Here is a 21571-nt window from a genome sequence, read left to right as displayed (position 1 = left end):
TGAAGCGAGGGGAACAACTGTGACCGACGCCACCACCAAGCAGATCGGTTTCGTAGGAGCGACCGGCCTCATGGGCCACGGTCTTGCCAAGAACATCCTGCTCAAGGGATACCCCTTGGCCTACACCATGCGCAGCCGGGCACCCGAGGGGCTGGACGAACTCGGAGCCACCCGCGCGGCCGACAACGCCGAGCTCGGCCACATCAGTGACATCGTCGTGATCTGCGTCACCACGGCGTCCGACGTCGAGCAGGTCGTCACCGCGCTGCTGACCGACCCGAAGGAAGGCCTCATCATCATGGATGCCTCCACCTCGGAGCCGTCCATGACCTACCACCTCGCCGAACTGGCGAGCGCCAAGGGAGCGCGTTTCGCCGACATCCCGCTCACCCGCAGTGCCAAGGAGGCCGAGGCGGGTACCGTCAACGTGCTCGCGGGCGCCGACGACGAACTGTTCGCCGAGATCGAGCCGATCCTCACGTGCTTCGCCGAGAACATCTACCGTTGCGGCGGGCTCGGCGCGGGGCATGTCATCAAGCTCGTGAACAACACCGCGTTCCAGGCGGCCCTGACGATCCTCGCCGAGGGTTTCGCGGTCTGCGTGAAGTCGGGGGTCGACCCGGCGAAGCTGATCGAGGTGCTCGGCGGGGGCGGCTTCGCCAACGGCGGCACCCTCAACATCATGGGGGAGTCCCTCAAGGGCAACTTCGACGCCCTGCCGTTCCAGCTCGACAACGCCCGCAAGGACGTCCGGTACTACAACCGGCTCGCCGGCGACCTGAGCATTCCGACCATGGTGGGCGGTGGGGTGTACGAGGCACTGAGCGCCGCCAGCGCCCTCGGCTTCGGCGGGGAGTTCTGCGCGTCCCTCACGAAGGCGCAGGCCAAGCTCAACGGCATCGAGATCAAGGCCGCCGAATGACCGGGAACCGCCCCTGATATCCTGAGCGGGCTGTGTGGCAAGCCCATCCAGCCCGCTTTCGGGCCCCGGGCGCAAGCCGCCACCAACGCCCCCGAGCGACCGAGTCGGGTCGGACGGGAGCCCGCAAGGAAGGCTTCACGAGAGCCGATCACATGGGAGGAGTGAACCGATGACGACACCGACTCCGCCAGCGGGCGCGTCAACGGCCGTCGCGGACACAGTACCCGACGACCTCGTTCTCGCCGGCGATTTCGAAGCACCCAGCTATGACAAGTGGGCGGCAGACGTCGCAAAGGTGTTGAACAAGGGGCGTCCGGAGAACAAGCTGCTGAGCCCGGAGCAGGCGGTCGACCGCCTGCGCATCAGGACCGTGGATGGCCTGGTGATCGAGCCTGTCTACACAGTGGACGATGCGGTCGGCGAGTTGGGAGCACCCGCCGCGGCGCCGTTCACTCGGGGCACCACGGTGCGCACCGGGCAGATGGACGCCTGGGACGTGCGCACGTTGCACGAGGACCCCGACGCGAGCGTCAACCGCAAGGCGATCCTGACCGACCTGGAGCGCGGCGCGACGAGCGTCTGGCTGCGGGTCGACCCGGACGCGGTGTCCGCGTCCGACCTGGCTTCCGCGCTCGGTGACGTGCTGCTGGATCTGGCCAAGGTCGACGTCTCCAGCCGCACCGACCAGGTGGCTGCCGCCGAGGCCCTGCTGGGTATCTTCGAGGCTTCCGACAAGGACAAGGCCGAGCTCTCGCTCAACCTGGGCCTCGACCCGATCGGGCTCGCGGCGCTCACCGGCGCTCCCGCCGACCTGTCGGGCCTGTCCGGGTGGGTCAAGCGCCTCGCCGGCTACAAGAAGTCGCGGGCGCTCGTCGTCGACGGCACGATCTACCACAACGCCGGCGCAGGCGACGTGCACGAAGCCGCCTGGCTGCTGGCCACGGCGGTCGAGTACGTCCGGGCTCTCATCGAGCAGGGTGTCTCGGCGTCCGATGCCTTCGACGCCATCAACTTCCGTGTCACCGCCACGTGCGACGAGGTGGCGACCATCGCCCGCCTGCGCGCGCTGCGTCTGGCCTGGAACCGGGTGGGAGAGGTCTTCGAGGTACCCGCCGACAAGCGCGGTGCCCGTCAGCAAGCAGTCACCTCGCTGCGCGAGATCACCCGCGACGATCCTTACGTCAACATCCTGCGCGGCACGATCAGCACCTTCTCCGCCGCCATCGGCGGGGCGGAGGCCATCACGGTGCTGCCGTTCGACGCCGTCTGGGGCCTGTCCAACGACTTCAGCCGGCGCGTCGCCCGCAACACGCAGGTGGTGCTGGCCGAGGAATCGAACATCGGGCGTGTCAACGATCCCGCGGGTGGTGCCTGGTACATCGAGTCGCTGACCCGGCAGATCGCCGAGGCCGCCTGGGCCGAGTTCCAGAAGGTCGAGGCCGCCGGCGGCATGGCCGCGGCACTGGCCGGTGGCTATGTGGCCGAAGCCCTTGCGGGGCTGAACGCGGAGCGGGCCAAGCGTCTCGCGACGCGCAAGCAGCCGATCACCGGCGTCTCGGAGTTCCCGAACCCGAGCGAGGCCCCGATCGAGGGCCGGACTCCTCGTCCCGAGGTGCCCGCTCGCGCGGGCCTGTCCTGGGTACGTGACGCGGAGCCGTTCGAGAAGCTGCGCGACGCCACGAGCGGCAAGGATGCCAAGGTCTTCCTGGCCTGCATCGGCACACGCCGTGATTTCGGTGGCCGCGAGGGATTCGCGTCCAACTACTTCCACATCGCGGGCCTTACGACCCCGTTGGTCGAAGGCGGAACCACCGATGAGATCGTGGCAGCCTGGAAGGCGTCCGGCACTCCTGTCGCGTGCGTCTGTTCGTCCCCGAAGGTCTACGCGACCAGCGGGTTCGAGGTCGCGAAGGCACTGAAGGACGCCGGAGCGAGCAAGGTGCTCCTCGCCGGGAACATCAAGGAATTGGGAGACGTGAACATCGAGGGAGTCATCGACGGCGCCATCGCCATGGGCATGGATGTCGTCGCCGGGCTCACCGGTGTTCTGGAGACCCTGGGGGTGACAAAGTGACCGCCGTCGATCAAGTGGGGACGCTGCCTCGCTTCGACCAGATCGAGCTGGGGGACGCAACCCCTGCCCCGGACGCCCAGAAGGCGTTCGAGCAGGCCCTCGCGTCCCAGCAGACCGAGGAGTGGGTGACCCCCGAGCAGTTGCCCGTGGGCCACCTCTACGGGAACGAGGCCTACGAGGGCATCGACTTCCTGCACACGATGCCCGGCATCGCGCCGTACCTGCGCGGGCCGTACTCGACGATGTACACCTCGCGTCCGTGGACGATCCGCCAGTACGCGGGCTTCTCCACCGCCGCGGAGTCGAATGCCTTCTACCGCCGCAACCTGGCCGCCGGCCAGAAGGGCCTGTCGATCGCGTTCGACCTCGCCACGCACCGTGGCTACGACTCCGACCACCCGCGCGTGGCCGGTGACGTCGGCATGGCGGGTGTGGCCGTCGATTCGATCCTCGACATGCGTCAACTGTTCGCGGGCATCCCGCTCGACCAGATGAGCGTCTCGATGACGATGAACGGCGCGGTGCTGCCGATCCTGGCGCTGTACGTGGTGGCCGCCGAGGAGCAGGGCGTCAAGCCCGAGCAACTCGCGGGGACGATCCAGAACGACATCCTCAAGGAGTTCATGGTTCGTAACACCTACATCTACCCGCCGGCTCCATCGATGCGGATCGTCTCGGAGATCTTCGCGTTCACCAGCGCGAACATGCCGAAGTTCAACTCGATCTCCATCTCGGGCTACCACATGCAGGAGGCCGGGGCGACCGCCGACATCGAGATGGCCTACACGCTGGCCGACGGTGTCGAGTACATCCGCGCCGGTGAGTCGGTCGGCCTGCAGGTCGACCAGTTCGCTCCGCGGCTGTCGTTCTTCTGGGCCATCGGCATGAACTTCTTCATGGAAGTGGCGAAGATGCGCGCGGCTCGCATGCTGTGGGCACGTCTCGTCCGCCAGTTCGACCCGAAGAACCCGAAGTCGATGAGCCTGCGCACGCACTCGCAGACCTCCGGGTGGTCGCTGACCGCCCAGGACGTCTACAACAACGTCGTGCGCACCTGTGTCGAGGCCATGGCCGCCACGCAGGGCCACACCCAGTCGTTGCACACCAACGCACTGGACGAGGCCATCGCGCTGCCGACCGACTTCAGCGCCCGTATCGCCCGTAACACGCAGCTGTTCCTGCAGCAGCAGTCGGGCACCACGCGCAGCATCGATCTGTGGGCCGGATCGGCCTATGTCGAGTCGCTGACCAAGCAGTTGGCGCGCAAGGGCTGGGATCTTATCCAGGAGGTCGAGCAGGCCGGTGGCATGACCAAGGCCATCGAGGCGGGCATCCCCAAGATGCGCATCGAGGAGGCCGCGGCCCGTACCCAGGCCCGTATCGATTCCGGTCGTCAGCCGGTGATCGGCGTCAACAAGTACGTGCTGGATCAGGACGACCCGGTCGAGGCTCTCAAGATCGACAACCGGGCGGTGCGCGAGGAGCAGATCGCCAAGCTGAACAAGCTGCGCGCCGAGCGGGACGCCGAGGCCTGCGCCAAGGCCCTCGAGAAGATCACGTGGGCTGCGGGCAACCCGGATTCGTCGGATCCCGAGCGCAATCTGCTGAAGCTGTGCATCGACGCGGGCCGCGCGGGGGCAACCGTGGGCGAGATGTCCGATGCCCTGGAGAAGGTCTTCGGACGCTACACGGCGCAGATCCGCACGATCAGCGGCGTGTACTCCAAGGAGGCCGGAAAGTCGGAGCTCATGGACGAAACCCGGGCCCTGGTCGACGAGTTCGCCGAGATCGAGGGACGCCGTCCGCGCATCCTGATCGCCAAGATGGGTCAGGACGGTCACGACCGTGGTCAGAAGGTGATCGCGACCGCCTTCGCCGATCTCGGGTTCGATGTCGATGTCGGCCCGCTGTTCCAGACCCCCGAGGAAGCCGCCAGGCAGGCCATCGAGGGTGACGTCCACGTTGTCGGCGTCTCGTCGCTGGCGGCCGGTCATCTCACGCTGGTCCCTGCCTTGCGTGAAGAGCTCGACAAGCAGGGACGTCAGGACATCGAGATCGTCGTGGGTGGCGTGATCCCCGAGCAGGACTTCGATGAGTTGCGCCGTGACGGGGCAGCTGCGATCTACCCGCCGGGCACCAACATCCAGGCTGCGGCCAAGGAACTGCTGCAGGGGCTGATCAAGGCCGCACGCGAGGGCAATGCCTAGGCCTGTCGATGTTCCCGCCCTCGTCGAGGGCGTCAAGGGTGGGGACCGGGCCGCACTGGCCCGGTCCATCACCCTCGTGGAGTCCCGGTTGCCGGCGCATCACGCGCTGGCCCGGGAACTCCTGCGAGAGCTTGCGCCGTTGTCCGGGAACTCGATCAGGGTCGGCCTGTCGGGGGTTCCGGGCGCGGGGAAGTCGACGTTCATCGATGCCCTGGGCTGCCAGCTGATCGAGGAGGGGCACCGGATCGCGGTGCTCGCTGTCGACCCGTCCAGTTCCGTGTCCGGCGGTTCGGTGCTGGGGGATCGCACCCGTATGGGGGAGCTCGCCCAGTCGGACGACGCGTTCATCCGCCCCTCGCCCACCGGCCTGCATCTGGGCGGCGTCGCCCGGGCGACCCGGGAGGCGATGCTGCTGGTGGAGGCCGCGGGCTACGACGTCGTCATCGTCGAGACGGTCGGCGTCGGCCAGTCGGAGGTCGCAGTCGCCGGCATGGTCGACACGTATCTCGTGTTGATGCTGGCGCGATCGGGTGACCAGTTGCAGGGCATCAAGAAGGGCATTCTCGAACTCGCCGACGTCATCGCGGTCAACAAGGCCGACGGTGACAACGCGGGCGAGGCCAGGGTCACGGCACGGGAGCTGTCGATCGCGATGAGGCTGATCTCGTCGCAGTCGGCCGAGCGCCGCGTCCCCGTACTGACGTGTTCCGCGCTGCACAAGGTGGGGTTGGCCGACGTCTGGAAGGCCGTGCTCGATCATCGCGAATTCCTGGAGAAGTCGGTCGGGCTCGACAGCTATCGCGCCAAGCAGCAGGTGGAATGGATGTGGTCGCAGGTCGAGGCATCCGTGCTCGACTCGCTGCACGGCACCCATGCGATGCGCAGGCTCGCCGACGAGCTGGAGGAGAAGGTCGGCAACGGCCAGGTCAACGCCCTGGACGCGGCGACCACCGTTCTGAGAGAGTTCGCCGCCGAAGTGCCGACCCTGGATTGGGCTCGTCCGGCAAACTGAGCACATGGACGAAGCACCCCGCGCGGGGTTCGCGCGCATCTTCCGTGGCCCCGCGTTCACCCCGGTGTCGCCGACCGAGGTCGCGGTGCTGGACGACCACCTGTTCTGCGTCGACCCCGCGGGCACGGTCGCCCGCGTGCTGGCGGCCGACGACCCGGAGGCCGTGGAACTGCTGGCGCACCACCGGGCGGCCGGGACGCTGACCGAGGCGGCGCCGGGGCAGTATTTCCTGCCGGGGTTCGTCGACCTCCACGTTCACGCGCCGCAGTGGCCGCAACTGGGGCGGGCGCTGGATCGTCCGCTCGGTGACTGGCTGATGAACTACACGTTCCCGCTGGAGGCGCGTTATGCAGACCCCGTCTTCGCCCGCCAGGTGTACACACAACTCGTCGAGAACCTCCTGCGGCAAGGGACGACGACCGCGATGTACTTCGCGACGGTTCACACGCAGGCCAGCGTCGTACTCGCCGAGATATGCGCCGACCGCGGACAGCGGGCGCTGGTGGGCAAGGTCACGATGGACGACCGGTCGTCCAACCCCGACTTCTACTGGGACGCGGACACGGCCTCGGCGCTCGACGGGGTCGTCGAGTTCATCGAGCGTGTGCACGGGCTGGGTTCCGGCGGGCTCGTGCTTCCCGTCGTGACGCCGAGATTCATACCGAGTTGCACCGACCGCGCGCTGGCAGGGCTGGGAGAGATCGCCGCCCGCTACGGCGTTCACGTCCAATCGCACTGCTCCGAGAGCGATTGGGAGCACCAGTGCGCCTTCGACCGCTACGGACGTTCGGACGCCGAGTCCCTCGACGGGTTCGGGCTGCTCACCGGCAGGTCGGTGATGGCACACTGCGTCCACCTTTCCGATCGGGACGCCGAGTTGTTCGCGCGGTCGGGCACGGCGATCGCGCACTGCCCGGTGTCGAACGCGTTCTTCGCCGACGCGGTGCTGCCGCTGCGCCGCCGCCTGGACGAGGGGCTCGAGATCGGCCTGGGCACCGACATATCGGGTGGTTTCGCACCGTCGGTTCGCACGGCCCTGCGGGAGGCCCTGGTGCAGTCGCGGACGTTGGATCACGGCGCCGATCCGGGCAGACCGGCACCCGAGCGGGGCACCCACGACGGCCACATCGTGCTGGAAGAAGCGTTCTGGCTCGCCACCGCGGGAGGAGGCGAGGCGCTGTCGCTGCCGATCGGGCGTCTGGCCCAGGGATACGCATGGGACGCGCAACTCGTCGACACCACCGCTGCCGGGGGCCTGCCGCTGTTCGACGTCCGGGATTCGCGTGATGTCCTGGATGCCATCCTGCTGGTCTCGGGCGCCGAGCACATCGCCGGGGTGTGGGTGGCGGGCCGCAGGGTGATCGGAGACTGAGGCGCCTCGTCCCGGCGTGACACAGTTCCTTCAATTCGGCCCGCCTGGGCAATCGCCACGCTCAGCGCGCCGTTCCGGTGCACCAGCGGCGGCATTTTCAAGGAACTGTGTCACGGGGCCCCGACGTGACACAACCGCCCGCGACCCCGGAGGGCCGCCGATGGTCGGGCTGGTGGTTGAATTCGTCGTAGGGCGCGCCAAAGGAGGACGACCAATGCCGGGACTGACCTCAGGGCTGCCGAACTATGGGGACGCCGGGTTCTCCGAATACCTGCGCAGGGCTTTCATCAAAGGCGCCGGCTATTCGGACGAAGCTCTTGAGCGACCATTGATCGGCGTTGTCAACACGTATTCTGCATACAACCCGTGTCACGGGAACGTGCCGCAGCTGATCGACGCGGTGCGGCGGGGCGTCGAGCTGGCGGGCGGGCTCGCGCTCGACTTCCCGACCATCTCGTTGCACGAGTCGTTCACCGCGCCGACCACGATGTATCTGCGCAACCTCATGTCGATGGACACCGAGGAGATGATCCGCGCGCAGCCGATGGACGCCGTCGTCCTGATCGGGGGCTGCGACAAGACCGTGCCGGCCCAGTTGATGGGCGCGGTCTCGACTGGAGTCCCGGCGATTCAGCTCGTCACCGGCTCCATGCTCACCGGGTCGTTCCGGGGACGCACGGTCGGCGCGTGCACGGACTGCCGATCGCTGTGGGCGCAGTACCGCGCCGGTGAGCTGGACGAGGCAGGGGTCTGGGAGGCCAACAACGAACTCGTCGGCTCGGTGGGCACGTGCTCGGTGATGGGCACCGCCTCCACCATGGCCTGCCTCACCGAGGCCCTCGGAGTGGCGCTTCCGGGGAGCGCGTCCGCCCCGGCCACGACCGCCGCGCGCAGGCGCATCGCCGAGGCGACGGGGCGGACGGCGGTGGCGCTGGCGTCGTCGGGGACGACGCTCGACTCGATCCTGACGCCCGCCGCCTTCCACAATGCGGTACGGCTGCTGGGCGCGATCGGCGGTTCGACGAACGCGGCCGTGCATCTCGCGGCCCTCGCGGGAAGGCTGGGGTTCGGCTTCGACCTCGATGCGCTGGACGCCATCCTGCGCGACACCCCGGTGCTGGTCGACCTGCGCCCGGCCGGCGTCCACTACATGTCCGACCTGCACCGGGCCGGGGGAGTGCCCGAGGTGATGCGCCGCATCGCCGACCTGCTCGATCTGTCGGCAGCGGTCGTCACGGGGCAGACGCTGGGCGCCGAACTCGATGCCATCGCGCCCGTCCCGGGGGACGACGTCATACGCTCGCGTGAGCGTCCGGTGCACACGGGCGGCAGCCTGGTCGTCCTGCGGGGGAACCTGGCTCCCGACGGTGCGGTGCTGAAACAGTCCGCGGCGAGCCCCGAACTGCTGGAACACACGGGACGGGCCGTCGTCTTCGCCGACAGCGCCGACCTCGCGTCCCGGATCGACGACCCGGATCTCGACGTGCGACCCGACGACGTGCTGGTGCTGCGCAACATCGGCCCTGTGGGGGCGCCCGGCATGCCCGAGGCCGGCTACATCCCGATCCCGCGCAAGCTCGCCGCGCAGGGGGTGCACGACATGGTGCGCATCTCCGACGGCCGCATGTCGGGCACGGCCTTCGGGACGATCGTCCTCCACTGTGCCCCGGAGGCCGCCCGCGGCGGGACGATCGGGCTGGTGCACGACGGCGACACCATCCGGTTGAGTGCCGCCGAGCGCCGGCTCGAACTGCTCGTGGACGCCGGGGAGCTCGCTCGGCGCCGCTCGGAGTACTCGTTCGACCCCGATCTCGCCAGTCGCGGCTATCGCCGCCTGTACGAGCAGCACGTGACACAGGCCGACCAGGGGGCCGATTTCGACTTCCTCCGCCGCAGGCCCGGGGGGATCCAGGTTCCGCCTCGGCTCTGACAGCGGGCGATCCTGAATTCCGGCCCCCCGCGATTGGTGGCCAATGCTCGTGTATAGGCTGTCGCCACGACCTGCGTGATCGGACAGGAGCGGTTCGGATCGCGGGCTGATCGACACGACAGTTGCGATATCTATGGAAGACAACGCGACGGAGGATTCCGTGACCACAACACGTTTGGATGGCGCTACTCAGTTGGACGCCTCCGGGCTCGACGTATCCGGGTTGCTGCACGACGCGCCCGCGTCACGTGAGCAGAACGAGGGGCCGGGCGCACAGCCGCAATTCCCCGGCACCCCGACCGTCATCAACGGCAACGGTGCCGTTGCGCACGTCATGAAGCACGTCTGCGGCGGCGTCATCGGTTACCCGATTACCCCGTCCACCGAGATCAGCGAGATCTACGAGGCCGCCCGGGCCGAGGGCCAGCTCAACGTCTGGGGCAAGCACCCGTTCTTCTTCGAGCCCGAGGGCGAGCACTCGGCCCAGTCGGGCGCGCTCGGCGCAGCGCTGACCGGTGGCCAGTTCGTGTCGAACGCGTCGTCGAGCCAGGGCATCCTCTACGCGATGGAGTCGCATTTCGTCACCGTCGGCAAGAAGGTCGGCGGCTTCGTCCTGCAGGTGGCGGCCCGCGTGGTCAGCAAGCACTCGCTCAACGTGATGGCCGGCCATGACGACGTCTACGCGCTGCTGCCGTCCGGTTACACCGTGTTCTTCGGCTCCAACCCGCAGGAGGCCGCAGACCTGGCGGCCATCAGCTACCGCACCTCGGCGCTCACGCTGATCCCGGTGGCCAACGCGATGGACGGGTTCGCGACGAGCCACATGCTGTCGGAGGCCAGGCTGCCCGAGCCCGCGCTGCTGAAGGAGTACCTCGGCGATCCGGCCGGACGCATCGAGTGTCCCAGCGTCGCGCAGGAGATCGTCTACGGCGCCAAGGGCCGGGTCTGGCAGCTGGGCCGCTGGATCGACCGCAGGGCCGCCGAGTTCGGCGTGCGTGAACTGGTCGAGGTGCGTGACTGGCTGGCCCGGCACGCGGAAGCCGTCGAGGCCGACAATCAGGGGCAGTTGGTCGACGAGACCCTCCGCTTCGTCCCGGACGACCTGGCCGCCCAGTGGCGTCGCCAGTGGCTCGGTGCCTGGCAGAAGGGCACCCGCCAGCTTGTGCCCGCCCTTGTCGACCCGAGCAACCCCGGTCTCACGGGTCCGGTGCAGAACCAGCCCGACTTCCAGGCCGGCATCGTCGACCATCGCACCCACTTCGTCGCCGAGGTTCCCCGGCTCGCCCGCCAGGCGATGGACGAGTACTCGAAGCTCACCGGCCGCACGTATTCGCCGGTGCAGACCTACGACGTCGAGGACGCCGACTACGTGTTCGTCGGGCTCGGCTCGGTCTGCGACGACATCCGCGCGGTGCTCCCGTACCTGCGCAGCCAGGGCATCAAGGCGGGACTGGTGGCGATCAAGCTCCTCCAGCCGTTCCCCGAGGCCGAGGTCGTCGCGGCGCTGCGCGGCAAGAAGGCCGTCACCGTGATGGAGCGCTCCGACCAGATGGCCCTGACCCAGTTCGTCACCCAGGCCATGTTCAAGGGGGCGGCGAACGCCTCGCACCCGGGCCGGTTCATCGACGTGGAACCCGTGGAGGAACTTCCCGCGCTGACCAGCGCCATCTTCGGCCTGGGCGGCCACGACCTGCAGCCGCGCGACCTGATCGCCGCCGCGCGCAACATGGCCGGCGACAACGCGTCCCCGCTGGTCTACCTGGGTTCGACCTTCTTCAGTGACGAGGCCGAGGGGTCGTTCAGCGAGCTGGAGTCCCGGTTGGCTGCCGCGTACCCCGAGACGACGCTGATGTCGCTGCCCACGGGTGCCAATCCCGACCTGCTGCCCGACGGGGCGCTGCGCATCCGCTTCCACTCCGTGGGCGGGTACGGCACGATCGCCACCGGCAAGCTGATGACCGACATCCTGGCCGGTGCCCTGGGCCTGTACTCGAAGTCGGCGCCCAAGTACGGCTCCGAGAAGTCGGGCGCGCCGACCAACTACTACATCACGCTGAGCCCCGAGCCGGTGCTGGTCACCAACGCCGAGCTGGAGGACGTCGAGGTCGTCCTGTCGCCCGACCACAAGGTGTTCCAGCACACCGATCCGCTGAAGGGCCTGGTCCCCGGTGGCACGCTGATCCTGCAGTCGAGCCTGACCCCCGAGCAGACCTGGCGCGCCCTGCCCGCCAAGGCACGGCGCACGATCCGCGAGAAGGGCATCCGGTTCTCGATCATCGACGCGTTCTCCGTCGCGGCCGAGCACGCCCCGACCCCGGAGCTGCAGACGCGCATGATGGGCATCGCGTTCATCGGCGCCGTCGTCGGCGGTGTGGATCGTGTGGCCCGCGGCACCTCGGTGGACGCCCTCCGCGAGAAGGTGTACCAGCAGATCAGCAAGAAGTTCGGCACCAAGGGTGCCGCCATCGTCTCGTCGAACATGGCGGTGATCGAGGACGGGCTCACGGCGCTCGTCCCCGTCCCCTACGAAGAAGACGCCTACCTGGCCGTCGAGGACGAGCCCGCGCACGTGGCTTCCCGGGGGCTGGCGCTGTCGTCGGCAATGTGCCCGAGTGCCTGTGGTGCGTCCAACTTGTTCGACGCGGAGTACTACGACCGCATCATGGGTCGGCCGTTCCGCGAGGGCACGGTCGACCGGGCCCCGGTGTTCCCGGGATCCGGGCTGTTCGTGCCGTCGGGCACGGCAGCAGGCAAGGACAAGGGCATGTTCCGGCGCACCGTGCCGCAGTTCGACGCGTCCCTGTGCACAGGCTGCATGGAGTGCACGCTGGCCTGCCCCGACGCCGCGATCCCGAACGCGGTTCACGAGATCCACACGCTGGTGGCCACCGCGGTCGAGATGATCGAGGTGAACGATCCGCAGCGCGCGGCCATGCGCGACCACATCTACGGCATCGCCGCGCGGGTGCGCGAACGCTACCGTGCCGACAAGGACGCGGGGCCGCTGGCCGACCTCGTGGCGATGGCGGTGGACGAACTCGTCCCGGCGACCTCCGGCTCGTACCTGCGCCGCAACTTCGGCGCGGTGGTCGAGGTGCTGCGCACGTTCCCGGTGGCCCGGACCCGCCCGTTCTTCGACGCGATCGAGCGCGAGACCCCGGGCAACGGTGGCCTGTACTCGGTGACCATCGACCCCTGGAAGTGCACAGGCTGTCTCGAGTGCGTCGACGTCTGCGGCCCGCACGCCCTCACCGCCTTCGACCAGACCGAGGTGATCGAGGAGAAGCTGGAGAGCGGGTTCGAGTTCTTGTCGAAGACGCCGAACACCCCGTCGCGGTTCACGGCCGGGGCGGTGGAGCCCGGCGGCGACACGAAGCGGCTCTTCCTCGACCGGGCGAACTACTACTCGGTCACCGGTGGCCACGGCGGGTGCCGGGGCTGTGGTGAGGTGACGAGCACCCGCATGGTGGTGGCCACGAGCCACGCCCTGGGCGCCAAGCGCCAGGCGGAGCAGCGGACGCTGCTCTCCGAACTGGTCGACGACCTGACCGCCAAGCTCGCCGTCGTGGACGAGGGGTCGTCCGCACGCCGCGCACGCATCGAGACCGCGCTCGGTGAGCTGGAGAAGGGCCTCTACCTGTTGGAGGGCGGCCCCACCGGCAAGGCCCCGGCCACCACGGTCGTGGCGAACTCCACGGGCTGCTCCAGCGTGTACGCGTCCACGATGCCGTACAACGCCTTCACCGATCCCTGGGTGAACAGCCTGTTCCAGGACGCGCAAGCGCTCGCGAAGGGCATCTACGAGGGGCTCGCGGCCAAGGCGGCCGACCTGGTGAAGGCCGTGCGCGTCGCCCGTCTCGAACTGGACGACGCCTACGAGCCCGGGCTGCACGATCGCGAACTCGCCACCCTGGCCTGGTCCGACTTCACCGACGAGGAGCTGGGCTACCTGCCGGCCGTGCTGACGATCGGCGGTGACGGGGCCAACTACGACATCGGCTTCGGAGCGATGTCGCGCATCCTGGCGTCCAACACCCCGCTCAAGATGATGGTGCTCAACACCGGCGCCTACTCGAACACCGGGGGCCAGGCGTCCACCGCGAGCTACACCGGCCAGGACGCCGACCTCGCTCGTGTCGGATCGGCGCACACCGGTAAGGTCGAGGACCGCAAAGAGCTGGGCATCCTGGCGGCGTTCCATCCGAACACCTATGTGGTGGCGACGGCCACGGCGATGCAGGGGCACTTCCTGCGCGCGACGATGGACATGCTCGACTACCCCGACGGGCCGGCCGTGATGGACGTCTACACGCCTTGCCAGGGCGAGAACGGCATCGGCGACAACATGGCCAACCGCCGTGGTCGGCTCGCCGTCGAGTCGCGGATCGCCCCCGTGTTCGTCCATGATCCGCGTCGTGGCGACAGCCTGCACGACTGGTTCGACCTCGAGGGCAACCCCGACCCGGACAAGGTCTGGACGACTCAGACGATCGAGTACGTGGACGAGCAGGGCAGGCTCCAGCTGAAGGAGTTCCCGCTGACCCCGGCCCACTTCGCGATGGGTGAGGCGCGCTTCAAGAAGCAGTTCGGCAAGCTGCCGATCGACCAGGACGCGGTCGCCGTCCCGGTGGACGAGTACATCGACCTGCCGGAGGCCGAGCGCGCCACGCACGTGCCGTTCATCTGGTCGACCGACAACGCCGACCGGCTCGTGAAGATCAAGGTGAGCCGGACGATCGTCGCGATGGTGGAGCACCGCCGCCGCAACTGGCAGCTGCTGCAGTATCTCGCGGGCATCGATATCGACCAGCTCCGTGCTCTGCACGAGGAGGATCTCGCCGATCTTCAGACCCGCTACGACCAGGCGATGGTGGCGCGTGAGACGTCGATGGACGAGATCGCGCGGGCGATGAGCGAACTGGCGGCCTCGACCGCCGCCCAGCCGGTCACCTCGTTCGGTGGAGGGTTCGGAGGATTCGGCGCGCCGGCCCCGTCGGCCGCACCCGAACAGACCGAGCAGGGGCAGCCCATCGTCCGGCTCGACGCCGACGACATCGTCAAGTGCACCGACTGCAAGAACTGCTGGCAGGAGCTGCCGGAGCTGTTCGAGCGGACGAAGGTGATCGTCGACGGTCAGGCCCGCAATGCCGCCCGTCTGATCCCCGGGGCGCTCGATCGAGTGCAACCCACCGACGAGTTGCGTCGGCGGATCGCCAAAGTCGTGGCCAACTGTGACGCCGAGATCATCCACTGAGGAAACGACGATGAGCACTGGAACCCAGGACGACCTGACGCGCTACCTTTCGGCGTCGCAGGCGCTGACCGAGACCGCGAACGCGGTCGAGGAGTTGGCACGCTCGGAGGCGGTGGAGACCTACCGGCGTCAGATGGATCTGCTCGGGCGCCGGCTGCAGACCAACCCCCGAGCCTTCCGTGAGATGTTCATCTCCGACGGCATGGGGGCTGTCGCCGCCGAGTTCCGGCAGCCCGAGCTGTCGGAGGAGTTCATCCAGGCGCTGTGGGACAAGCTGCTGGCCGGCAACGACGCGTCCATGGTGCTCATGCGGTTCGTGTGGAACCTGCCGTTGGGCGCCAAGCGCAAGTTCATCAAGGCGCTGGACGTCCACCTGTCCGACCGTTACCCGGTGTTGCGCGGGCTGTCGGTGAACTGGCCGGCCGGTTCCTCGATCCCGCCCTTCATCCGCACCCCCGAGGAGCGCAGCGAGGACTTCGAGCTGGTCAACCAGGGGTACCTCGGCTACATGTCGGTCGGTTACAGCCAGCGGGAGGTCGATCTCCTGGTGTGGCTGGAGGCGCTGCGCGACAAGCAGTGCGCTGATCGTCCTTGTCAGCTCGGCGAGTTGCTGAGCGGACGCAAGGAGCCGCGCGGTGGCTGCCCGGTTCAGGTGCACATTCCCGACATGATGCGCCTGTTGGGCACCGGCCACTTCCGGGAGGCGCTCGATCTGATCGAGTCGATCAACCCGCTGCCCAACGTCACCGGCCGCGTCTGCCCCCAGGAACTGCAGTGCCAGTCGGTGTGCGCGCATTCGGGCAGGCCGATCGAGATCGGCCAACTCGAGTGGTTCCTGCCGCAGCGCGAGCGGGTCGTCGATCCCGAGGGGAACACCACGCGCTACGCGGGCGTCCCCGACCCCTGGCAGGTGGCGACCAAGCCGCCGGTCGCGGTCGTGGGATCGGGCCCGTCCGGCCTGATCAACGCCTTCCTGCTCGCGGCCGAGGGACATCCGGTGACGGTGTTCGAGGCGTTCCACCGCCTCGGGGGCGTGCTGCGCTACGGCATTCCGGAGTTCCGTCTGCCGAACTCTCTGATCGACGACGTCGTGGAGAAGATCCGCGCGCTGGGTGGCCGGTTCGTCACCAACTTCGTCGTCGGCAAGACGGCCACGCTCGCCGAGCTGAAGGCGGCCGGGTTCTCGCACATCTTCGTCGGATCGGGTGCGGGTCTGCCCCGGTTCATGAACGTGCCGGGCGAGCATCTGCTCAATGTGATGAGCGCCAACGAGTTCCTCACCCGCGTCAACCTCATGCAGGGGCATCGCGGCGACTACGAGACGCCGTTGCCGATCTGCCGGGGCAGGCGCGTCATCATCGTCGGCGGTGGCAACACCGCGATGGACGCGGCTCGCACCGCCCGCCGCTTGGGCGGCAAGGTGACGATCGTCTACCGGCGCACCCGTCAGGAGATGCCTGCCCGAGTCGAGGAGTTGGCCCACGCGCTCGAGGAGGGCATCGAACTGGCCACCCTGCGCTCGCCGAGCGAGTTCATCGGGGACGACAAGACCGGCTTCGTCCGGGCCGCGGTGTTGGACGTCATGGAGTTGGGTGCACCCGACGCGTCCGGCCGTCGTCGGCCGTCATCGACCGGGCGCAGCGAGACCGTGGACGTCGACCTGGTGATCATGGCGCTGGGCAACTCGGCCAACCCGATCATCCGGGACTCCGAGCCGGCGCTGACCGTGACGACCGCGGGTGCGCTGGAGCTCACCGAGGGCAGCCAGGCGACCTCGATCGACGGCGTCTACTCGGGTGGCGACGCGGCGCGCGGTGGATCGACGGCGGTCAAGGCCGCCGGTGACGGCCAGGCGGCGGCTCGCGAGATCAGGGACGCATCCCTGCTGCCTGCGGCCAAGATCCGCGAGATGGTGCTCGGCGCCAAGCGGTACACCGACATGGCGGGTGCGCCGAACACGATCGTGGCGCGCCGCGAACTCGGGCCCGGCATCGTCGAACTCACCGTCAACGCGCCGGTGATCGCCAAGGCCGCCAGGGCGGGACAGTTCGTCCGCGTCCTCGCCGAGCCGACCGGCGAGCTGATCCCGCTCACCCTGGCCGACTGGGATGCCGAGGCCGGCACGATCGTGCTGGTCGTCCAGGGCATGGGGACCACGTCGAAGAAGATCAACGCGATGGCCGTCGGCGATCGGCTGGAGGGCATCGCGGGGCCGCTGGGGCAGCCGAGTGAGCTGCACCGGCTGCGCGACGACGAGACGATCGTGTTCACCGCCGGCGGCGTCGGGCTTCCACCGGTCTACCCGATCGCGCGTGAGAACCTGCGGCTGGGCAACCACGTGACCCTGATAGCCGGGTTCCGCAGCGCCGATCTGCTGTTCTGGGTGGGTGAGGGTGAGCGGGTCGACGCCCTGCAGGCCGAGTTCGGCGATCAGCTGGAGATGATCTACACCAGCAACGACGGCTCGTTCGGCATCAAGGGTTTCGTCACGGTGCCGCTCAAGGATCTGCTGGACGCCAACCAGCGGGGCGAGGGCCGTCCGGTCGCCGAGGTGACCACGATCGGGCCGCCGTTGATGATGCGCTCGGTGTCCGATCTGACGAAGGGCTACGGCACGAAGACCGTGGCTTCGCTGAACTCGATCATGGTGGACGCGACCGGCATGTGCGGGGCCTGCATGGTGCCGGTCGTCGAGGGAGACAGGCTCGTGCGCAAGCATGCGTGCGTGGACGGTCCCGAGCTGGATTCACATGCGATCGACTGGGACAAGTTCCTACCGAGGTTCAACCTGTTCAAGGCCCAGGAACAGGAGAGCAAGGTCAAGCACGGCTTGGCCTGACCAATGGAGTTGCCCGGGTCGGTCACCGTCACCCCGGCTCGGGCAGCGCCCTGCGGACGAGCAGTCGGCAGCCATCGCGGTTGCCGACTGCTTTGCGTCTGCGGCCTCTGTGCTCGTCGAGCGGTCGTTGGGTCCTTTCGACAGGCACCGTTACGCTCGTTGAGCCTGTCGAAACGAGGTTCCCTTCGACAGGCTCAGGGAGCGTTTGCTCGGATGGTCGTTGAGCTTGTCGAAGCGAGGTTCCTTTCGGCGGGCACTGTTACGCTCGTTGAGCTTGTCGAAACGAGGAGGGCAAACGGTCCTTTCGACAGGCTCAAGGACCGTTTGTTCGGATGCTCGTTGAGCCTGTCGAAACGACGACCTCTCCCTCCACAAGCTCCGAGACCTTACGGTCAGAGGGTCTCGTCGGCTTCCTGTGTGGCGCCCTCCTTGCGGGGACGCCCGGGGCGCGCCAGCGGGCCGGCCTGGCTGGGGAACCGGCCCGCTGCCTTGAGCTCCTTCCGCAGCAGCACCTCGATCTGGGCGTTGACCGATCGCAGGTCGTCCGCCGCCCATCGCTGGAGGGCATCGTGCACGGCCGGGTCGAGCCGGAGGAGTATCTGCTTGCGCGTGGCCACGGCGATCAGTTGTAGAGGCTGCCCGTGTTGACGACGGGGGTCGCACGGGAATCGGAGCACAGGACGACCAGCAGGTTGCTGACCATGGACGCTTTGCGCTCGTCGTCCAGGGTGACGACGTCGTCGGCCTCCAGCCGTTCCAGCGCGTTCTGCACCATCGACACCGCGCCCTCGACGATCTTCTCGCGTGCGGCGATGACCGCCGAGGCCTGCTGACGCTGCAGCATGGCCTGGGCGATCTCGGGGGCATAGGCCAGGGACGAGATGCGTGCCTCGACCACCTCGAGCCCGGCGATCGCGATACGGTCGGCCACCTCGTGCGCCAGCTCGTCGGCGACGAGCTCGGTGGATCCGCGCAGGGTCTCCTCGCCGGGGGCGGCGTTGTCGTACGGATGACTGGTGGCGACGTGGCGCAGGGCGGCCTCGGACTGGACGGCGACGAACGCTTGGTAGTCCTCCACCGCGAACACGCTCTTGGCGGTGTCGGCCACCTGCCAGACGATGATCGCGGCGATGTTGACGGGGTTGCCCTCCGCGTCGTTGACCTTCAACTCGTTGGTCTCGAAGTTGTTGACGCGCACGGAGACCTTGCGCCTGCTGCTCAGCGGTACGGTCTGCAGCAGCCCGGCGCGTCGCACGGTGCCGATGTAGTTGCCGAAGAACTGGACGACGCTGGTCTCGCCGGGCTGGACGATGACCAGGCCCGACATCAGCACGAACCCGATGATCACGACGAGCACGCCGCCGACGATGAGCGCGCCGATGCTGCCGGTCTCGGAGGTGGTGATGGCTCTGACGATCAGGAGGATCCCGACGATCAGGAGGACCAGGCTGGCCAGGAGGCCGAGAGCGCCGCTGGTATGCCAGGCGCTGTGCTCGCGGACGTTGACGCGGGTGCCGCTGAAGCCGACGGGGTGGCCTGCGGGTTCGGTGGCGGGGGACTCGGTGCCGGTGCCGGCTGCGATGTCGGTCGAGGGGTCCATCGGGGTTCCTTCCTCACGGAGATGAGATATCAAAATGCTATCACTTTTATGTGTGGGGCGGGAAAGGGACGATCGATACGCCGGACTCCTGGCCGACCGGGCGCGAACAGGCGCGCCACGGCCGTCAAGACCGGCGTCGGAGCCCCGCGGTGGGCAGAATGGGGATGTGAGCACGACGGGACACAGCGGGACGCGAGAGGCGTCCGCTCCGCGCCCGAAGCCGCCGAGGAACGTGGCGATCATCGGCAACCCGATCGCCAGGGACTCCGGTCGCTGCGTGACAGCCGTCGTCCGTGAATGTTGCAGGCTCGGATTGCCGGTCCTGTCCAACCTGACGACCTCGGTGTCCGACCCCGGCTACGGACAGGCGAGACGAGCGGTCGCCGCGGGCGCCGACCTCGTGGTCGTCGTCGGGGGTGACGGGACGATCCGCCAGGTCGTGCGCGCGCTGGCAGGCACGCAGGTCGCCCTGGGGGTCATCGCCTGCGGCACCGGCAACCTTCTGGCCCACAACCTCGGACTGCCACGACGAGGTGCCCACGATCAGGCAGCGGCGGTGATCGGCGGATCGGTCGTCCGCATCGACGTGGGGTGGGCGTCCGGAGAATCGACGCATGGCCCGTGGGGTGAGGAACCATTCGTCACGATGGCGGGAATCGGCCGCGACGCGCGAACCGTCGCCTGCACGGGGCTCAGTGACAAACGAAGACTCGGCTGGTGGGCCTACGGCGTCTCCGGGCTCGCCGAGGCCAGGCGCCGCGCCCTGCCGATGCGCGTCCAGATCGACGACGAGGAGCCACGCGACGTGCTGACCTGGACCGTGCTCGTCGGGAACACCCCCGCCGGCCCCGGTCGCATCCGGATCTGGCCGCATGCCCGGCCCGACGACGGCGTCCTCGATGTGCTGGAGGTACCGATCCGGCACATGGGGGAGTGGCTGGCCGTGGCCGACAAGGGGCTCGTCCACTACGACCGTGAGGCGCGGGCGTTGAGGTACGCCCAGGGGCGCCGCATCGCCGTCCACCCCAGCTGGCCGCTGCCGGTGCAACTCGACGGCGACGTCGTCCAGGGTGTCACGGAGCTGCGAGTCCGGGTAGAGCATCGTGGCTTGGCCGTCTGTGTTCCACGAAGTGGCCCGGCGTGAGCGGGACGACGGCGCAGTTGGTTCGCCGGCTGGTCTCGTCATCCACCGATGCCGGGGACGAGGCCATGATCCTGCGCCTGCTGGAGGGCGCATCTCCCGGTGACCTCAACGAGGTGCTCGCCGATCAGGACCTGGCCCGTTCGCTCGTGTCCAGCCTGAACGACCGCCCCTTCGGCGGGCCCGACAACCGCGCCGCCCTGTTCGAGTTGCTGGGGTCCGGGCGCCGTGGTGAGCTCGGCATTCCCGCGCGGGCCGGGCTCATCCGGGCCATCCAGGAGCGGCGCCTCGGGCCTCGCGAGGAGCGGCTGGTCCGCGACCTGATCACCGAACTGCACGGGGGCGACCTCACCGCACTGAAGAACCTTGTCGACGCCGGGGCCGACCACGACGACCTGGAGAAGTTGGTCTTCCGCGACGTCGGTTCCGCCGTCCTCAGGCAGGAGATCCTCGCCCACATCGCGGTGGAGGCGAAGGCCGTCCGGGTGGACGCGGAGCGAGCCGGCGCCGCCGGCACCGAGGCCAAAGTGCTCTCGGACATCGACGACACCGCGATCTGCACCCTCAAAGACACCCGGTTTCCCAAGGGGACGCTCTACCCCGGCGTCCTGGCCCTGTGGAAGGCGTTGGACGAGGGGCCCACCGGCACAGGGCGGACCATCGGTGATCTCACGTTCGTCACCGCCCGGCCGACCGACGTCATGGGGATCATCGAGGACTTGACCCGTTCACGGCTGCGCGCGGCGGGCATCGGTCACGGCGCGATCCTGACCGGTTCGTTCGTCAGCCTGCTGAGCCATGGCGGCATGGCCGATCGCAAGTTGCGCAACATCGCCCACTACCACCAGCTGTTCCCCGAGTACCGGATCGTCTTCATCGGCGACTCCGGGCAGGGGGACGTGCGGGTGGCCACACGGCTGCGGACGCAGCTGGGTGGTGCGGTCGACGCCGCGCTCATCCACGACGTGGTGGGCACCCCGCCGGAGCAACGCCTCCGGCATGCGGCCGACGGCGTCGAGTTCTTCGACACGTACGCACAGGCCGCGGTCGTCGTCCGGCGGCTCGGGTTGATCAGTGACAACGCGCTGGACGCTGTCGTGGACGAGACCGTCGCCGGGTTCGACAGGGTGCCGTGGACCAGTCGTGAGCAGGAGAGCCGGGCGCGCGCCCTGCTGTCGGCCGATCTCGAACTGGTGTCGGCCGCCCGTGCGAACCGGTGA

12 protein-coding genes are annotated in these 21571 nt (G+C 68.5%); 10 read left to right on the top strand and 2 right to left on the bottom strand.

The genetic code is table 11. The annotated features are described in order from the left end of the window. The first annotated feature begins 19 nt into the window (after window positions 1-19). The 8 genes from FB473_RS11725 to FB473_RS11690 all read left to right on the top strand — a co-directional run bounded on the left by FB473_RS11725 (window position 20) and on the right by FB473_RS11690 (window position 17610). A complete protein-coding gene (locus tag FB473_RS11725; RefSeq protein WP_341770108.1) occupies window positions 20-922 on the top strand; it encodes an NAD(P)-dependent oxidoreductase in 903 nt (300 codons plus the stop codon). A gap of 169 nt (window positions 923-1091) precedes the next feature. Next, a complete protein-coding gene (gene mutA / locus FB473_RS11720; protein ID WP_167167842.1) occupies window positions 1092-2996 on the top strand; it encodes a methylmalonyl-CoA mutase small subunit in 1905 nt (634 codons plus the stop codon). A gap of 14 nt (window positions 2997-3010) precedes the next feature. Continuing rightward, entirely contained in the window at window positions 3011-5203 is a 2193-nt protein-coding gene (gene scpA / locus FB473_RS11715; RefSeq protein WP_167169547.1) for a methylmalonyl-CoA mutase, read from the top strand. Next, window positions 5196-6215: a methylmalonyl Co-A mutase-associated GTPase MeaB gene (gene meaB / locus FB473_RS11710; RefSeq protein WP_167167839.1), complete on the top strand. Its 1020-nt coding sequence runs from the start codon at window positions 5196-5198 to the stop codon at window positions 6213-6215. Before scpA ends, meaB begins: the two co-directional genes overlap by 8 nt. Before the next feature lie 4 nt (window positions 6216-6219). Further along, window positions 6220-7587 (top strand): guanine deaminase, encoded by a 1368-nt coding sequence (guaD, locus tag FB473_RS11705; RefSeq protein WP_167167836.1) that lies wholly within the window; start codon window positions 6220-6222, stop codon window positions 7585-7587. A gap of 214 nt (window positions 7588-7801) precedes the next feature. Beyond that, window positions 7802-9517 (top strand): dihydroxy-acid dehydratase, encoded by a 1716-nt coding sequence (locus FB473_RS11700; protein ID WP_208390539.1) that lies wholly within the window; start codon window positions 7802-7804, stop codon window positions 9515-9517. Between the two features lie 160 nt (window positions 9518-9677). Then, on the top strand, window positions 9678-14771 hold the full coding sequence (locus tag FB473_RS11695; protein ID WP_208390538.1) for a 2-oxoacid:acceptor oxidoreductase family protein: 5094 nt from the start codon (window positions 9678-9680) through the stop codon (window positions 14769-14771). Window positions 14772-14781: 10 nt separating this feature from the next. Then, a complete protein-coding gene (locus tag FB473_RS11690) occupies window positions 14782-17610 on the top strand; it encodes a sulfide/dihydroorotate dehydrogenase-like FAD/NAD-binding protein (RefSeq protein ID WP_167167826.1) in 2829 nt (942 codons plus the stop codon). Between the two features lie 392 nt (window positions 17611-18002). On the opposite strand, the gene FB473_RS11685 is transcribed toward FB473_RS11690, so the two are convergent. Next, window positions 18003-18227: a type II toxin-antitoxin system antitoxin gene (locus FB473_RS11685; RefSeq protein WP_167167823.1), complete on the bottom strand. Its 225-nt coding sequence runs from the start codon at window positions 18225-18227 to the stop codon at window positions 18003-18005. Window positions 18228-18232: 5 nt separating this feature from the next. Then, window positions 18233-19210: an SPFH domain-containing protein gene (locus FB473_RS11680; protein WP_167167820.1), complete on the bottom strand. Its 978-nt coding sequence runs from the start codon at window positions 19208-19210 to the stop codon at window positions 18233-18235. A 166-nt stretch (window positions 19211-19376) separates the two neighbouring features. On the opposite strand from FB473_RS11680, the gene FB473_RS11675 reads away from it, so the two are divergent. Beyond that, entirely contained in the window at window positions 19377-20354 is a 978-nt protein-coding gene (locus FB473_RS11675) for a diacylglycerol kinase family protein (protein ID WP_167167817.1), read from the top strand. Then, window positions 20351-21571, top strand: coding sequence for a phosphatase domain-containing protein (locus FB473_RS18290; protein WP_167167814.1), 1221 nt, complete (start codon window positions 20351-20353; stop codon window positions 21569-21571). Before FB473_RS11675 ends, FB473_RS18290 begins: the two co-directional genes overlap by 4 nt.

This window comes from Brooklawnia cerclae (genome assembly GCF_011758645.1).
GTDB classification, from domain to species: Bacteria; Actinomycetota; Actinomycetes; order Propionibacteriales; family Propionibacteriaceae; genus Brooklawnia; species Brooklawnia cerclae.
This window is presented reverse-complemented; position numbering and strand designations above follow the sequence as displayed.

Excerpts from the sequence above, each read along its gene's own strand:
- mutA (WP_167167842.1), top strand. The coding sequence starts at position 1,092 with ATGACGACACCGACTCCGCCAGCGGGCGCGTCAACGGCCGTCGCGGAC.
- meaB (WP_167167839.1), top strand. The coding sequence starts at position 5,196 with ATGCCTAGGCCTGTCGATGTTCCCGCCCTCGTCGAGGGCGTCAAGGGT.
- guaD (WP_167167836.1), top strand. The coding sequence starts at position 6,220 with ATGGACGAAGCACCCCGCGCGGGGTTCGCGCGCATCTTCCGTGGCCCC.
- FB473_RS11700 (WP_208390539.1), top strand. The coding sequence starts at position 7,802 with ATGCCGGGACTGACCTCAGGGCTGCCGAACTATGGGGACGCCGGGTTC.
- FB473_RS11690 (WP_167167826.1), top strand. The coding sequence starts at position 14,782 with ATGAGCACTGGAACCCAGGACGACCTGACGCGCTACCTTTCGGCGTCG.
- FB473_RS11680 (WP_167167820.1), bottom strand. The coding sequence starts at position 19,210 with ATGGACCCCTCGACCGACATCGCAGCCGGCACCGGCACCGAGTCCCCC.